Origin of the sequence: Bizionia sediminis, assembly GCF_042684585.1 — a bacterium.
Classification (GTDB): Bacteria; Bacteroidota; Bacteroidia; order Flavobacteriales; family Flavobacteriaceae; genus Algorimicrobium; species Algorimicrobium sediminis.
The window spans coordinates 976,950-993,191 of the sequence record NZ_JBHULS010000001.1; the positions used below are offsets into that span (position 1 = coordinate 976,950).

Annotated in this window: 12 protein-coding genes and 1 other RNA gene; 7 read left to right on the forward strand and 6 right to left on the reverse strand. The window is 36.4% G+C overall.

Annotated elements, in window-relative coordinates; all coding sequences use genetic code 11:
• Positions 1–2: 2 nt before the first annotated feature.
• Complete coding sequence (locus tag ACFSQP_RS04380) at positions 3–1,427, reverse strand: ATP-dependent DNA helicase (RefSeq protein ID WP_376892083.1); 1,425 nt, start codon at positions 1,425–1,427, stop codon at positions 3–5.
• A gap of 122 nt (positions 1,428–1,549) precedes the next feature.
• Here ACFSQP_RS04380 and ACFSQP_RS04385 point away from each other — a divergent pair, with 122 nt between their 5' ends.
• Genes ACFSQP_RS04385 through ACFSQP_RS04395 form a run of 3 tightly spaced genes read left to right on the forward strand, consistent with a single transcriptional unit; the run spans position 1,550 to position 3,658 of the window.
• On the forward strand, positions 1,550–2,290 hold the full coding sequence (locus ACFSQP_RS04385; protein ID WP_376892084.1) for a hypothetical protein: 741 nt from the start codon (positions 1,550–1,552) through the stop codon (positions 2,288–2,290).
• Positions 2,274–3,095, forward strand: coding sequence for a DUF3822 family protein (locus tag ACFSQP_RS04390; protein WP_376892085.1), 822 nt, complete (start codon positions 2,274–2,276; stop codon positions 3,093–3,095). The genes ACFSQP_RS04385 and ACFSQP_RS04390 overlap by 17 nt, the downstream gene beginning before the upstream one ends.
• Entirely contained in the window at positions 3,095–3,658 is a 564-nt protein-coding gene (locus tag ACFSQP_RS04395; protein ID WP_376892086.1) for an RsmD family RNA methyltransferase, read from the forward strand. Before ACFSQP_RS04390 ends, ACFSQP_RS04395 begins: the two co-directional genes overlap by 1 nt.
• Before the next feature lie 35 nt (positions 3,659–3,693).
• Here ACFSQP_RS04395 and rnpB read toward each other — a convergent pair.
• An RNA gene (gene rnpB / locus ACFSQP_RS04400) (RNase P RNA component class A) lies at positions 3,694–4,039 on the reverse strand.
• Between the two features lie 185 nt (positions 4,040–4,224).
• On the opposite strand from rnpB, the gene ACFSQP_RS04405 reads away from it, so the two are divergent.
• Together ACFSQP_RS04405 and miaE are read left to right on the forward strand one after the other, a co-directional pair.
• On the forward strand, positions 4,225–5,958 hold the full coding sequence (locus ACFSQP_RS04405) for a DNA polymerase III subunit gamma/tau (RefSeq protein ID WP_376892087.1): 1,734 nt from the start codon (positions 4,225–4,227) through the stop codon (positions 5,956–5,958).
• Between the two features lie 95 nt (positions 5,959–6,053).
• Positions 6,054–6,635, forward strand: coding sequence for a tRNA-(ms[2]io[6]A)-hydroxylase (gene miaE / locus ACFSQP_RS04410; RefSeq protein ID WP_376892088.1), 582 nt, complete (start codon positions 6,054–6,056; stop codon positions 6,633–6,635).
• A 90-nt stretch (positions 6,636–6,725) separates the two neighbouring features.
• Here the strand turns inward: miaE and ACFSQP_RS04415 are convergent, their stop codons facing one another.
• From ACFSQP_RS04415 to ACFSQP_RS04430, 4 genes are all read right to left on the reverse strand, one after another.
• Positions 6,726–7,256 (reverse strand): porin family protein, encoded by a 531-nt coding sequence (locus ACFSQP_RS04415; RefSeq protein WP_376892089.1) that lies wholly within the window; start codon positions 7,254–7,256, stop codon positions 6,726–6,728.
• Positions 7,257–7,355: 99 nt separating this feature from the next.
• Positions 7,356–8,261: a Ppx/GppA phosphatase family protein gene (locus ACFSQP_RS04420; RefSeq protein ID WP_376892090.1), complete on the reverse strand. Its 906-nt coding sequence runs from the start codon at positions 8,259–8,261 to the stop codon at positions 7,356–7,358.
• A gap of 1 nt (position 8,262) precedes the next feature.
• Positions 8,263–10,323 (reverse strand): polyphosphate kinase 1, encoded by a 2,061-nt coding sequence (gene ppk1 / locus ACFSQP_RS04425; RefSeq protein ID WP_376892091.1) that lies wholly within the window; start codon positions 10,321–10,323, stop codon positions 8,263–8,265.
• 77 nt (positions 10,324–10,400) lie between these two features.
• Complete coding sequence (locus ACFSQP_RS04430; protein WP_376892093.1) at positions 10,401–10,889, reverse strand: SixA phosphatase family protein; 489 nt, start codon at positions 10,887–10,889, stop codon at positions 10,401–10,403.
• A gap of 459 nt (positions 10,890–11,348) precedes the next feature.
• On the opposite strand from ACFSQP_RS04430, the gene ACFSQP_RS04435 reads away from it, so the two are divergent.
• Positions 11,349–11,855 (forward strand): hypothetical protein, encoded by a 507-nt coding sequence (locus ACFSQP_RS04435; RefSeq protein ID WP_376892094.1) that lies wholly within the window; start codon positions 11,349–11,351, stop codon positions 11,853–11,855.
• Between the two features lie 30 nt (positions 11,856–11,885).
• Positions 11,886–16,242, forward strand: a 4,357-nt coding sequence (locus ACFSQP_RS04440; protein ID WP_376892096.1) for an HYR-like domain-containing protein, incomplete at its 3' end; no start/stop codon positions are given.

The following is a 16,242-nucleotide window of genomic DNA, read 5'->3' on the forward strand; positions in this document are numbered from 1 at the left end:
AACTATTCGCTAAAAAATTCATTTTTAAAACCAATTAAATAGAGTTTTTCTTTGGCTCTGGTAATTGCTGTGTACAACCAGCGCAGGTAATCTACATTTATACCTTCGGGTAAATACGGCTGCTCTACAAAAACCGTATTCCATTGGCCTCCTTGCGATTTATGACACGTAATAGCATACGAAAACTTAACCTGTAAGGCATTAAAAAACTTGTTGTTTTTAACCCCTAAAAACTTTTTGTAATTGCTGGTTTCATGTGCATAATCCTCCATAACCTCTTGATACAGCCTATTGGAATCCTCGTAAGGTAATGAAGGTGTTTCTGCGGTAATAGTATCCAGCATCAACACGGTTTCGAAAGGAGCCATTCGCGGATAATCTACCATACGTATTTTTACTTCAGCAAATCGGAATCCATATAAATCTTTAATGCTAAAAATTTCTAGTATTTCAATAATATCACCATTGGCAATAAAGCCGGCTTCTGAATTTGGCTTAACCCAAAAATAGTTGTTTTTAACTACCATTAAAAAATCGCCTGCCGATAGTTCATTCTCATTAAATAAAATACGACTTCTAATTTGTTCGTTGTATAAATTGGCTCGTTTATTGCTTCTAACAATTATCGCGGTTTCTTCGTTTCCCAAATTACTATAGGCATCGCTAATAGCATCCATAATTTCATAACCATCTACAAGCCTAACAATGTCTGTAAAACCTTTTAACTTAAATTTAAAATTTTCAAAAAAAGTGTCGTCCAACAGGGTTCGTAAATGAGTGGCGTTAACTAAAATACCAGAATCTTGAGCTTGTCGCATCACTTCATCCAACTCCATTTTAGTTACTTCTTTATTATGACTTAAGGACAGAATATTAGCATCCAAAGCCGGACTTAAATCTAACTTTACCGGTGGTAGTTGGGCAGTATCGCCAATTAAAAGCAATTTACATTTGTGGCCAGAATAAACGTAGCTCATTAAATCGTCCAAAAGTGAATTACCATCGGAAAACTTCGAATCGCCTGGCGTATCTGGTATCATAGAAGCTTCATCTACAATAAAAATGGTGTTTTTGTGTTTGTTAGGTTGTTTTACAAATTTAACACCGCCACCTCGTTCTTTTTTAGGAAAATATATTTTTTTATGAATTGTAAATGCCTCTTTTTTAGCATAGTTTGAAATTACTTTTGCCGCTCGGCCTGTTGGTGCTAATAATACAGCACTTTTTTTTGCCTTCCATAAATTGGAAACAACAGCGCTTATAATAGTAGTTTTACCCGTTCCGGCGTAGCCTTTTAGCAAATAGAGTGCGTTTTTATTGTCTGAAAAAATAAATTCAGACAATTGTTGCAAAACAATGTCCTGTTTTAAAGTTGGTTGAAACGGAAACTGCTGTTTTACAAGCGCATAAAACGTATTGGCATTCATTTGCAGAAGGGCTTTTTAAATTTAACACCAAAGATAACAATGATTTTTAGCCTCATTGCCTTTTGCGATTAAAAAAAAATTGTAGATTTGCGTACAACCTTAATATTTATTTTAAAAAGACTATGGTAACAATAATTCTGATAGTAGTTGCGGTAATAGCAGTAACCATTGGTTTAGTTTGGCTTGTAGACAAATTTATTCCAATTAAATTTAAACCTGTATTAATCGTAGCGCTATGGGTGCTAATTGGTATTTTAGGCTACCAAACTTTCATGTCTGTATATAAACCAATCCAATTTAACCAAGTTAAAAAGGAACGTTACGCTGAAGTTATTAAACGCCTTATTGATATTCGTGATGCACAATTGGCTCACAGACAAGTAACTGGTGTATTTGCACCAAATTTTGAAAATTTAATTCAGTTTATAGATACTTCAAAATATACCATTACACAACGTCGCGATACCCTTGTATTGGATGTGGCGCTTACAAAACGTTATGGCGGTGTAGAAACAATGAAAGATAGTACCATAATTGATACCTTAAATTTTGTGCCTGTACGCGATTCATTATTTGGAACCTCTGCACGCTACAAAGAAATGATGAATGTACCAGTAGGCAAGCCTGGTGCGAAATTTGAAATGAGTGCTGGTTTCCTGGAAGAAGACGATGTGAAAATACCTGTATTTGAAGCCTTTGTTAAGAAAGCCGTTATTTTAAATGATCAGGATAGAGATTTAATTTTACAAGAAAATCAGGTTATTTCTGTAGATGCTGTTAATGGCGATGCCATTCGTGTGGGATCCATGACAGAGGTTAAAACGAACGGAAATTGGCCAAAAACCTATGGCGACAACGAATAAAATTACATCCAAACCACATAAACAGAACTTGTCCATTCAAATTAGTTTGAATGGACTTTCTTTTTGTATCCTAGACATTGAAAAGCAAGCCATTGTTTATTTAAAAACGGTAAATACTAACAAACCTGAAAATCCGTATAAAATTCTAGATTTATTAAAGGAAACCTTTGAAACAGAAAAACCCCTACAAGCTGATTTTAACGACATTCAGGTTATTCACGAAAACGAATTAGCAGCTGTCGTACCCGATCCTCTTTTTAGTGAAGACCATTTGGCGGATTATCTAAAATTTAATGCCAAAATTTTACGATCTGATTTTATTAGTTTCGATACCATAGCAAATGCCCAGTGCAAAAATGTTTATGTGCCCTACGTAAATATTAATAATTATATTTTTGAACATTTTGGTGCGTTTTCGTACAAACACTTTTCCACAATACTAATTGAACAAGTACTCCAACAAACACAAAGTAAAGGCAGCACGTGTCTGTATGTGCATGTAGCAAAAAATCACTTTGAAATTGTTGCAATAAAAGCAGGTAGTTTAGAATTATACAATAGTTTTGAATACCGTACAAAAGAAGATTTTATATATTATTTACTCTTTACAGCAGAACAACTTCAACTTACTCCAGATAGTTTGGACTTATATTTTTTAGGAGCTATAACGGAAACAGATCCGTTATACCAAATAACTCATAAATATGTGCGTAACGTTCATTTTGGACAGCGTAAGGACTATTATAAATTAGCAATACCCACAGAAAATAAGCACCAAAATTTCACACTAATATCTAGTTTTTAATGCGCATTATTTCAGGTCAATACAAAGGACGGCGACTAACGGCACCTAAAAAATTACCCGTAAGGCCCACAACTGATATGGCTAAAGAAGCCTTGTTTAATATTTTAAATAATCGCTATTATTTTGATGCTGTTTCTGTGTTAGATTTGTTTTCTGGAACAGGAAATATTAGTTACGAATTTGCGTCCAGAGGCACGGAACATATTACGGCCGTAGATACCCACCATGCCTGCGTGAAATTTATAAACCAAACGGCATCAGAGTTTAATATGCCCATTCAGGTACTAAAAAGCGATGTTTTTAAATATTTAGAAAGTACAAATCTCCCTAAATTTACCATCATTTTTGCCGATCCGCCATACGCGTTCCCTTTGGAAGATTTTAGCAATATACCCGCTTTGGTATTTAAAAATAAATTACTAGAAAATGAAGGAGTTTTAATTATAGAGCATTCCAAACATACAAATTTAAGCTATTTAGAATACTATAGTTACTCTAAAAGCTACGGTGGTAATGTATTTAGTTTTTTTGAAAACCCCGAAGAAACAGGAAGCAATGAATAAAAAAACAAGGCTCTTTGTAATACAAAGAGCCTGTTTTTTTAAGCAAATCTATAAGCCGAATTCTGTACTCTTTAAAATAAATTAAAAAGCCCTTACCATTTATCTGGATGCATTGTTGCCAATACACTCTAGCTGCCTACCCTCCAATAAACGTACGCGCCGCACGCATTTAAACCAGCTAGATAGCCGATTTAAAAAATTGGTTTACATGACATTGCACCACATAGAGTTTACCTGATTTCACTACAGCATTACCTGTACATTCTTTCTGTTGCACTTTTCCTAATTTTTCAACTGGTGGCCATTAACCACTATGTTTGCGCTTTGGTGTTCGGACTTTCCTCACCAAAATAAATTTGGCGCGGTAAGGCAATTTGCTCGTGCACAAAGTTACAATACTAAATACCGAAAATGTAATTTATTTTTAAATTTATAATTCTCACGAGCCTAACTAAATAGAAAAAACAACAGCCAAAACGAGTTTTAGTTATGGTATATTTATAAAAAACCATACACGCTATTCAGGTATTTTTATTGTATATTTGTGTACTAAAAAGTAAGTAATAATGGAACATTTTGTAGTATCGGCACGCAAATACAGACCACAAACGTTTAAGGACGTTGTTGGCCAGCAAGCCATTACAAATACCTTATTAAACGCTATTGAAAACAATCATTTAGCGCAAGCATTACTTTTTACAGGACCTCGTGGTGTTGGCAAAACTACCTGTGCTAGAATTTTAGCAAAAATGATTAATAGCGATGGTAGCGAAAAGGAAGATGAAGACTTTGCTTTTAATGTGTTTGAGCTGGATGCCGCATCTAATAATTCTGTAGATGATATAAGAAACCTTACCGACCAAGTGCGCATTCCGCCGCAAGTAGGTAAATACAAAGTTTATATAATTGACGAGGTTCATATGCTTTCGGCCTCGGCCTTCAATGCGTTTTTAAAAACATTAGAAGAGCCACCGGTACATTGTATTTTTATTTTAGCTACCACGGAAAAGCATAAAATTATTCCTACTATTTTATCCCGCTGCCAAATTTTCGATTTTAAACGAATAACCGTTAAGGATGCTAAAAACTACCTAAAATATATTGCCGAAGAGCAAGGTATAACAGCCGAAGACGATGCGCTACATATAATTGCACAAAAGGCAGATGGCGCCATGCGCGACGCCTTATCAATTTTTGACCGTGTAGTTAGCTTTTCAGGGAAACATTTAACGCGCCAAGCCGTAACCGAAAATTTAAATGTTTTAGATTACGAAACTTATTTTACGAGTACCGATTTTATATTGGAAAATAAAATACCCGAATTGCTGATTCAATTTAATAGTGTGCTAGCCAAAGGGTTTGATGGGCATCATTACATTGCTGGTCTGGCTTCGCATTTTAGAGATTTACTGGTTTGTCAGAATCCAAGTACCGTGGATTTGCTTGAGGTAGGCGACGAAACTAAAGACACCTACTTAATGCAATCGCGAAAAGCGCCACAGGCCATGTTGTTTAAAGCTATTGAACTTGCAAATGATTGCGACCTAAAATATAAATCTAGTAAAAACCAGCGCCTACTGGTTGAACTTTGCCTCATGCAACTTGCCTCTATCACTTTCGATGGAGAAAAAAAAAATTCTAAACACTTTATAATTCCGCCGCACTATTTTAAAAAAATAGGTGTGACACCTGTTCAGGTTAATAAAAAGCCGCCAGAAACTTCCAAATTAAGTGCATCAGTTAGCCCAGAAGCATCTAGCACACCTCAAGCGGTTGCAAGCAGTGCTGTGTCAGAGCCCATTACTACCAAAAAACCTGTACTATCCTCAGAAACAAAAAAGAAGGCTACCTCTGGCCTGTCCTTAAAAAGCATTCGGGCCAAGAAAGAGCATCAAATACGCCAAATGGATGTGGTAATTGAGGAAACCGAATTACCAAAAGACGCTTTTACAGAAACCCAACTAATTGCCGTTTGGAATGCCTTTATAAAAGAATTAGAAGCCCGCGGTAAGTTTATTTTAGCCGCTATCCTATCTATTGATGTTCCTAAAGTTAAAGGTACTGCCATTCAATTAGAATTTCCAAACGAAACCAATAAAATAGAGATTGAAAGAGAATCCTACGAGTTACTAAACTTCATTAGAAAAAGTCTTAATAATTACGACATTCATTTAGATATTAAAGTAAACGAAGCCAAAGAAAAGCAGTACGCCTACACAACCTTGGAACAGTACGAAAAATTAAAGACTAAAAACCCAGCGATTGAAGTTTTAAAAACAACCTTTGGATTGGATATTTAAAAATAAATTTCAACAGCATACTAGGCAACAAAAAGATTGGATCAGGAAGGAAATAAAGTAATAAAATTATAAAATAAGTTTTTAAAAAAAATAGCATGCTAGGATTAAAATTACCAACAGACCCTAGATGGGTAAATATAGTAGAAAAAAATATAGAAGAAATTTTAACAGATCATGCCTACTGCGAGCAAAAAGCTGCCAGCACAGCTATATCGTTAATAGTTAGTTTCCCTGAATATACAGAGTTGGTTCAGGAAATGACCGCATTAGTAAAAGAAGAAATTAGCCATTTTAAAATGGTACATGATCGTATTATAGAGAAAGGCTGGACATTGGGTAGAGACCGGAAAGACGAATATGTTATTAAGTTAACCACCTTCTTTCCAAAAGGAGGCAGCCGAACGACACAATTAGTGCACAGATTACTATATGCCGCCTTAATAGAAGCCAGAAGTTGCGAACGGTTTAGGTTATTATCTTTAGAGTTAGAAGATAAAGATTTAGCTGAATTTTACAGACGATTAATGGTAAGTGAAGCCAACCATTACACGATGTTTTTAAGCTTTGCTAGGCAGTATGGCCAGCGCGAGGAAGTAGACCAAAAATGGCAAGAATTACTAGCCTTTGAAGCTGAAATTATGAAGGATTTAGGCAAAAAAGAAACCATTCACGGTTAAACACAATCCGGTTAATTACATAAAAAAAAAAGTCCAATACTAAATTAAGTATTGGACTTTTTTTATGACAAATAGCAAGTTACAGACGTATTATATTTTTACACCTATACCTATTTGTATGTTTGTATTAGTGGCTTCTAAACCAATTATGTTATCTTCTAAAATGTTGGTAACGCCATAGTGGTAACGCGCATCGATAAAAAATTCGTCGGTTATCATAATTTCAATAGCGCCAACTCCCGAAAATCCAAAATTAGCATAGCCATCTTCAAATTCATGTACTTTAACACCTACCAGTGGCCCTGCGCCAACCGAAAGCCTATCGCCAATTTTAAATTTTACTAAAATAGGCGCTTGAATGTAATCTACTCGCAAAGATCTGTCTTTAGCCCCTTCAGCAGAAAACTGTAATTCTGGTGCTAAAGCAATAACAGGCGATAAGTTGTACTCGCCAAAGAAACCAATGGCAAAGCCATTTCGGTGTTGGTTATCGAATGTGGCATCTGGCTCAAAGTCTAAATTAGACACATTTATACCTGCACGAACACCGTACATAGCATTTTGAGCGAAAGAAAAAGTTGTAATTAATACAACACCTAAAAATAGTAATTGTTTTTTCATGATTATAAAAGTTTAACGCGGTCTTAAAATTGGTTAAGTTCCACGAATATAAATTAATTTCTTAAATATATTGTAATAAAAAGATAAACTGCATGATTTTTACTGTGTATTACTTGTAACCGTTTCGTAATAGATACTTTTAATAATGCCGTCGGCTAGACCAATTTTTGGAACATAAATATCTTTAGCACCGCTCCATTTCATGGCCGACAAATAAATACGTGTTGCCGGTATAATAACATCGGCGCGATCTTGGTTTAAATCTAATTCCGAAATTCGCTCCTCATAGGAATAGGTTTGCAGCGTGTTATAGTAGGATGACAAATAAAAATAGGTTAGCGGTTTACCCAAAGCTTTCCCTGAAATTTTAAAAATTTTATTAATATTACCGCCTGTACCCAAAACAGCAATTTTATCGTAGTTAGTGGTTTGTTTTTTAATCCAATACTCCAATTCATTCCAGGTTTCATTTTTTACGATGTCGTTTAGCAGTCGTACTGTTCCTATTTTAAAAGATTTGGATGCTACAGACGTTCCATTATGAATAATGGTAAATTCGGTACTGCCACCACCTACATCCACATATAAATAGGTTTTATCAGGTTTAATATAGGCGTTTAAATCTGTTGCGGCTATAATGGCAGCTTCTTCTTCGCCTGCAATGGTATCAATTTTAATATTAATGTCGCTTTCAATACGCGCTGCAATTTTTTGTCCATTGCTTGCCTCGCGCATGGCCGAAGTGGCACATGCTTTATATTTTAGAACATTATGCGATTTCATGAGCAGCTTAAAAGCATGCATGGTATCCTGTAAGCGTTCGGCGTTGTGTTTAGATATTTTACCCTTTATAAAAACGTCTGAACCCAAACGAATGGGAACACGTACCAGTGAACTTTTTTTAAAACGTGTTGCTTTACCTTTTTCCTCTATAATATTAGCAATAAGCAAACGGACCGCATTGGATCCAATGTCTATGGCTGCGTACTTTTTAATGGTTAGCATGCTAACTTTTTAATTTGTTTAAATAATATTCGTAAATGGCAAATTGTGCACGAACTACTGGTTCCTTTTTTTCTTTATATTGATTGGATTGTGCTTCATCCAAAATACGTGCTTTTACATTAGCGCTCCAAAAAATATGGAAATTATCCAGTAATTCTTGCTTAATATCTGGATCGTAAATGGGGCAACTTACTTCTACTCTATTTTCAATATTTCGCGTCATTAAATCTGCCGAAGAGATATAAATTTGTGCATCGTTATCTGGCCCAAAAATATACAATCTAGAATGTTCCAAAAATTTATCTACAATACTAATTACTTCAATGTTCTCACTCATATTTGGTACACCCGGAATTAAACAACAAATACCGCGTACCACCATCTGAATTTTTACGCCGGCCCTACTAGCTTCGTATAATTTATCTGCCATTCGGTAACTAGATAGGCTATTCATTTTAAAGCGTATTTGTGCTGGTTTCCCTAAAGAAGCATTTACTATTTGAGCATTTATTAATCGGAATAGCGTTTTTTCTGTGTAATGTGGCGAGGTAATAATATGTTTATAGCGATAAATTTTATAATTGGTTTCAAAAAAGCTGAACACTTTGTTTACATCTTTTAATATTTTTTGATTGGCAGTAAACAACGTGTAATCCGTGTAGATTTTTGCAGTACTTTCATTAAAATTCCCGGTACTAACAAAGCCATAACGTTTTATTTTTGTTTGTTCCAGACGTTCAATAACGCACATTTTACTATGAACCTTTAAACCTTGTACACCAAATACTAAATGGACACCTTCGTTTTGCATTTGCTGGGCATAGTCAATGTTGGCTTGTTCATCAAAACGAGCTTGAATTTCAATGGCTACCGTAACTTTTTTTCCATTTTTGGCCGCATTAATTAAAGAGCTGGCTACGTGCGAGATTTGCGCCAGCCTATAGATTGTGATTTTAATAGTGTTTACTTTGGGATCTAATGCTGCTTCGCGTAAAAATTTAACCACGTAAGAAAACGTATGGTATGGGGTGTGTATTAAGTAGTCTTTTAGCGCAATAGATTTAAAAATACTTTCTTGAAAACTTAAACCTTTTACGGGTAGTGCTTCTATTTTATTGTACAACAAATCGGTACGCCTTAAACTTGGAAAATCCATATAGTCGCGCCTGTTGTGATAGCGCCCTCCAGGAATTTTACTATCTGTGGGCTCTATATTCATTTTATTAAGCAGGTATTGTAATGTTTCGGCGTCTATAGTTTTGTCGTAAACAAAACGCACGGGTTCTCCTATTTGCCTATCTTTTACACTATCTGAAATTTTTTCAATAAAGCTTTTACTCAAGTCACTTTCCAAATCCAGCTCACCATCGCGGGTAATTTTAATCATGTGGGCGGAAATATGATCGTAATCGAAAATATTAAAAATATCATCTAAACAATAGCGCAGTAAATCGTCCAGCATAATAATGTAGCTTTTACCATCTTGTTTGGGCAGTACTACAAAACGGTCCATGGCTTTCGCTATTTCTATGAGCGCAAACTGATTTTCCTTTTCACTTAAAGATAATTTTACTGCCAAATAGGCCGCACTATCTTTTAGGTTTGGCAACTCCACCTGATCGCTTAAAATAATAGTTACCAATGCCGGACTTACTTTTTGATGAAAATAATTTTTTATGAAATCGTGTTGCGATGGTAAAATTTCCGTTTCATTAATTATGTAAATACCTTCGGCCTCAAGCTGTTTGTGTATTTTGCTTAAAATTTCCAAGCTATCACTTTGCTGCTTAATAACTATTTGGGTAATAATATCTAAAAGTTCGTTTGCCTTTATACCTCCTAGCTCGCTTTTACCCCCTTTACCAGCCTCTACAATGCGCTTTACCGTAGCATAGCGTACCTTAAAAAACTCATCTAAATTATTTGAAAATATCCCCAGAAAGCGAAGCCTTTCAATAAGCGGTACGGTTTCGTCGTCCGCTTCTTGCAACACTCGTGCATTAAATTGCAGCCAGCTAACTTCTCTGTTTATATATCTGTTGGATAATGCTTGTTTCTTCATATTATATGTTACTATAAGGGCAAATATATTCTATCTACTTAAATAAAACCACGACCGCTTATAAAGGTATTTATTTTTTAATTGTTTAGGCCTTTTGGAAACAAAAACTGTGTGGTAATTCCTTTTTTTATGGCTTGCCATTGTAGCACATCAAAATTAATAGTTACTACGCCACAGGTAGGCACATTGTCAATGTATTTATCCCCTAGTGTGTTAGCTATGTGTGTTATGGCATGGTTATGACCAAATACAACTAAATGATTAACGTGGTTTGGGCATTCTTTTATGTGCAGCATAACATAACTTCCAGAAAAATCGTATAATTCGTGTGTAAATTTACAAATATCGGGAGCTAGGTTTAACGTATCTATAAATATTTTGGCTGTGTGTTTGGCTCTTTCTGCATTACTAGCTATTAAAAAATCGGGTTTAAAATGTAAGGCTTTTAAATAGCTAGACATTTTAGCGGCATCTTTTAACCCGCGTTTGTTAAGCGGACGCAGGGCATCGGGTAAATCCAGTTTCCACGATGATTTGGCGTGCCGTACTAGGCTAAGTGTTTTCATGATAATACAATTAAAGTGGGTTGTTGGGGTTAAAATACTACTATTTTAGTGTTTTTTTATTTAAAAAATTACAATTAAAAATAACCTTACGCACCATATAAGCCTGTTTAAACAGGAAGGCAACAGGTTTTAAGCTACGATTAAAAACATGTCGACCAACGCTATTTATTTGTCGACAAAAATGCACAATTATTCCTTTAAACGAATTTATTAGCTATTTAACATTTTTTTTTGACCACACAAAATTTACGAGCGTAATTTGTTTCGTAAGCTATTAATCAATGATTTCAAAATTATCTAAAATTTTAAAACCTTCAAGGTCCTTAAAAGGATCCCTCTCACCATTTTTAGAAAATTGACTCCTATGTAATGGCACTAGTTAGTGTTTTGCATAGGTTTTAAATTCACTTGATTTATTAGCTTTTACATAAAAGTTAAAGAATTTATATATCCGTAATTATGAAAAACAGATTGAATGCAACGCTTAAAATTGCTTTGGCAGTTTTTACGTTATCACTTTTCTTTAGTGCTAGTGGCTTTGCCCAAAACAACATTACAAGAATTTATGACGACAACTATAACGGTAATACGTCTAGGTCGTCCGTATCGTTTCCTGATGGCCTTTTGCACGGGAAAAATCCTACTATTTATGTTGAAGAAAATCGCATCATAAATGTAACCGGCGATGAACGCCCTACCGTTTTAAAATTTTTGGATGCAAATTCCTTTCGTGTTGCCGAGACTAACAATTCCCTTTTTCGAGAAGTAAAAGTAATTACAATTACCTTAAGCAGACCATCTGAATTAAATACCAGGTTTGATGTCTCTCGAATAAACGGATTTTCCTCATTACAATATATATACGTAAAATGCTTGTTTGAATGTTCCGACGCTCAAATTAGAAACTTTCTTATTAACGCCAATAATATCCCTACTACTTTTTACAAAGTAGTTAATCCTGCTTAAAACCAATAATAATAATTAATTATTATAAAGATGAAAAAACTAAATGCTAATCTAGTTCCTGCTAAAGGAAATTTCCTTAAAAGCATCCTGGTAACAATTTTGTTAATAGGAGCTAGTTTTTATGGTTACAGTCAAGTTAGAAAGCCTTTTACACCAAGGGCATCGGATTTTACGCCTAACAAAACTGTTTATAGTGTTAAGGGTGACTTTACCATGATTGGTAATACCAACCTAACATTAGAAAACTATAGAGACAATAGAAGTAATAGTAATAACGACATGGAATATGTTGATGTGGATGGCGATCCGTCTACTTATAACTCTTCCATGGCTCGTTTAAACTTATCAACTGAAAATGGTGCCAATCCGAGTTGTTCAAATATTATTTATGCCGGTCTGTATTGGACAGGTAGAAATTTAAGTTCGAATTTTACCAACTTACAAAGAAGAACTATAAAATTTAAAGGGCCTGGCCAATCTTACCAAACTTTGGTAGCCGATGTCAACGATATAAACTTCCCTGGAGATGATGGTATGTTTGCCGGTTATGTGGAGGTGACTAACTTGGTTCAGAATGCTGGAACGGGTGATTACTACGTGGCTGATATTGCACTTTCAGAGGGCGATGGCGGTAGCACAGGCTACTACGGTGGCTGGGGTATGGTTGTTATTTACGAAAATTCTAAAATGAAATGGCGCGACATTACTGTTTTTGACGGTTACGCCTACGTACAAGGTAATGCAACTGTGCAACACACCTTTGATGTAACTGGTTTCCAGGCCGTACAAAACGGGAATGTAAATATTAAGCTAGGCATGATGGCCGGTGAGGGTGATGTTAACATTACCGGAGATTATTTTGAAATTTTAAGACAGTCCAATAACCAATTCCAACGTTTAAGTCATTCAGGAAACTCTACTACTAACTTTTTTAATTCATCCATTCAAACAGGTGGCAACCCACGTAATTTAAATCGGTTAAACAATACCGGTTTGGACATTGCTATGTTTGATGTTCCAAATAATAATAATGACATTATTGATAATAACCAAACCTCTACCCGCTTTAGGTATGGTTCTACACAGGATACATATATTATTTTTAATACAACCTTTGCTGTAGATGCTTATGTTCCGGATGCCGAGGGTATTTTGGTAAATACTGCAATTAACAATAATCCCAATCCAACGCCTTTTGAAGTGCTTCCTGGTCAGGTAGTAGATTACGAGGTAACGGTTAGAAATAAAGGAAACGAAGCTATTAATAATGCTGTTATTACGCTTCCTATTCCTTACACGGCTACCTATAATAATTTAAGTATCAATTATTCGGTAAACCCGCCAGTGTCCTCATCTGTTCCAGCTCCTTACTTCAATCCAACTTTGGGTGCCACAGGATCAATTGTCTGGGAAATTGGTACCTTACCAGTTCCAAACAACGTAAACGATATTTTAGCTACCTTATCATTTGAATTAGTAGCTACAACCGATTGTGCCCTATTAGTAAACGCCAATTGTGGAAACGACATGTCCTTGCTGGGGTCTATAAGTGGTGTTGGTGGTACCTCGCAAACAACGTTTAACCAACCTTTAATACAAGGATATCAAACTAACGGAGCATGTATTGGTGAACCTATTCCAACGCCAACGGTTATTCCTATCAATTCCACGCAATTTGTTAATGATAATTGTGCTAATTTCTCTGCGGTAAGAGATTTCTTTTATTGCAACATTGGTACTACACCAATTCCTGTATCCGATGTAAGTGGAGAATTTCCTCCGGGAACAAAATTCTATAACGAATATCCACTTACTCCAAATAGTATTTTATACAACACATCAAATCCATTTCCAGCGGTTGCAGGCACCTATTATGCCGTACCTCCTGGCGCCTCTACATGTTACTATGAATTTACTATTAATATAGAAGATATTACATCCACACCTATTTCAGCAATGGATGCAACCTATTGCGTTGGCGAAACAGCTAGTCCTCTTTCCGCTACGGCTTCAAATTCAAATTACATTCTTGTTTATTATGAAGACACGCCAAACGCAGTGCCACAAGCAAGTATTACACCAAGTACCACTACGCCAGGTGTATACACTTATTATGTAGCAGAAGGCATAGATTTAGATTGTGTGAGTCCGAACAGAATTCCAATAACGGTTACCGTTTACGAAACTATTAGTATAACATTGGACACCAACACACCTACTTCTTGCGCTAACACCAGTACGGGGGCTCTTGAAATTTCTGTAACAGGTGGTTCTGGTAATTACACCTTCTCTTGGGATGATGCTGGTAACTCAACCACTCAAAATATCTCTAATTTATCGACAGGAACCTACACTGTTATCGTAAACGATGTTAACTCATCATGCTCGGCTACGGCTACCTTTGATGTGTTAATTGAAGATAATACACCACCTACAATTATAGCTCCGAATGCTTTTTCGCTGGAGGGTTGCTTAACTAACGATCTAAATAACAGTAATGCTACGGCACTTCCTTATAGCGAAACAATATCAATAATTACCGAAGCTCAATTTACAGCCGAAGGTGGTACATTTACTGAAGACAATGTAGTAAGTATTACCTATCAAGATACTGTTTCTGGGTCCTGCCCGCTTGTTATAAATCGTGTTTTTACTATAACCGATGAATGCGGTGCTTCAGCATCGGCAACGCAAACCATAACTATTAATGCGCCTCCTAGCATAGTTAACATACCGGAAAATTTAACTTTAGATGGATGTGACTATGAAACGCAAGCTGAAATTGATCTAGCTTTTAGTGCTTGGTTAGCGGAATTCTCTGTGTCAGGTGGCTGTAGTATAACTGGCTCGTATGGCACGCCTACAGCTCCAATATTATGCTCTGGAGGCACTACAACAGTTACGTTTACCGCTACAGATGCATGTGAGACTACAAATACTGTAAGAACTTTTTCTGTAACAGCGCCAACGCCGGTGAGTATAATTACACCAGCAACCGATTTAACAATTGAGTGTGACGGTAATGGAAACCAAGTAGCACTAGATAACTGGTTGACTACGAACGGTGGTGCTGTTGCTTCAGACGATTGCTCGGCAATAGTATGGACAAATAACTTTACAAACTTTATAGAGACTTGTGGCGCAAGCGGCTCGGCAACTGTTGTATTTACTGCAACAGATGCTTGCGGAAATGAAACTTCTACAACAGCCACTTTTACAATTCAGGATACATTAGCTCCTGTAGCACCTGCTGCACCTGCCGATGTAACTTACGAATGTATTTCTGAAGTACCAGTGGCGCAAGAATTGACTGCAACAGATAATTGTGGTGGTACTATTATGGGTGTGCCTTCAGATGTTGTGGACAATACTGACGCTTGTAACATTATCATTACACGTACTTGGACATTTACAGATGCTTGCAATAACACATCGTCCGTTTCTCAAACAATTACGGTATCTGATACTACGGCTCCTGTAGCGCCTGCTGCGCCTGCCGATGTAACTTACGAGTGTATCTCGGAAGTACCAGTGGCGCAAGAATTGACCGCAACAGATAATTGTGGTGGTACTATTATTGGTGTGTCTTCTGATGTAATTATTGATTCTGATGTATGCAACATAAAAATCACGCGTACTTGGACATTCACAGACGCTTGCGATAACACATCGTCCGTTTCTCAAACAATCACTGTATCTGATACTACGGCTCCTATAGCACCAAACGCGCCTGCCGATGTAACTTACGAATGTATTTCTGAAGTACCAGTGGCGCAAGAATTGACTGCAACAGATAATTGTGGTGGTACTATCATAGGTGTGCCTGCTGATGTTGTGGACAATACAGACGCTTGTAATATTATCATTACACGTACTTGGACATTTACAGATTCTTGCGATAACACATCAACAGTATCTCAAACAATTACCGTGGCTGATACAACGGCTCCTGTAGTACCTGCTGCACCTGCCGATGTAACTTACGAATGTATTTCGGAAGTACCAGTGGCGCAAGAATTGACCGCAACAGATAATTGTGGCGGCACTATCATGGGTGTGTCTTCTGATGTTGTGGACAATACTGACGCTTGTAACATTTTAATTACACGTACCTGGACATTTACAGATGCTTGCGATAACACATCGTCCGTTTCTCAAACAATTACCGTATCTGATACTACGGCTCCTGTAGCGCCAAACGCGCCTGCCGATGTAACTTACGAATGTATTTCGGAAGTACCAGTGGCGCAAGAGTTAACTGCAACAGATAATTGTGGCGGCACTATCATTGGTGTGTCTTCTGATGTTGTGGACAATACTGACGCTTGTAACATTTTAATTACACGTACCTGGACATTTACAGATGCTTGCGATAACACATCGTCCG

Excerpts from the sequence above, each read along its gene's own strand:
- ACFSQP_RS04380 (WP_376892083.1), bottom strand. The coding sequence starts at position 1,427 with ATGAATGCCAATACGTTTTATGCGCTTGTAAAACAGCAGTTTCCGTTT.
- ACFSQP_RS04385 (WP_376892084.1), top strand. The coding sequence starts at position 1,550 with ATGGTAACAATAATTCTGATAGTAGTTGCGGTAATAGCAGTAACCATT.
- ACFSQP_RS04390 (WP_376892085.1), top strand. The coding sequence starts at position 2,274 with ATGGCGACAACGAATAAAATTACATCCAAACCACATAAACAGAACTTG.
- ACFSQP_RS04395 (WP_376892086.1), top strand. The coding sequence starts at position 3,095 with ATGCGCATTATTTCAGGTCAATACAAAGGACGGCGACTAACGGCACCT.
- ACFSQP_RS04405 (WP_376892087.1), top strand. The coding sequence starts at position 4,225 with ATGGAACATTTTGTAGTATCGGCACGCAAATACAGACCACAAACGTTT.
- miaE (WP_376892088.1), top strand. The coding sequence starts at position 6,054 with ATGCTAGGATTAAAATTACCAACAGACCCTAGATGGGTAAATATAGTA.
- ACFSQP_RS04415 (WP_376892089.1), bottom strand. The coding sequence starts at position 7,256 with ATGAAAAAACAATTACTATTTTTAGGTGTTGTATTAATTACAACTTTT.
- ACFSQP_RS04420 (WP_376892090.1), bottom strand. The coding sequence starts at position 8,261 with ATGCTAACCATTAAAAAGTACGCAGCCATAGACATTGGATCCAATGCG.
- ppk1 (WP_376892091.1), bottom strand. The coding sequence starts at position 10,323 with ATGAAGAAACAAGCATTATCCAACAGATATATAAACAGAGAAGTTAGC.
- ACFSQP_RS04430 (WP_376892093.1), bottom strand. The coding sequence starts at position 10,889 with ATGAAAACACTTAGCCTAGTACGGCACGCCAAATCATCGTGGAAACTG.
- ACFSQP_RS04435 (WP_376892094.1), top strand. The coding sequence starts at position 11,349 with ATGAAAAACAGATTGAATGCAACGCTTAAAATTGCTTTGGCAGTTTTT.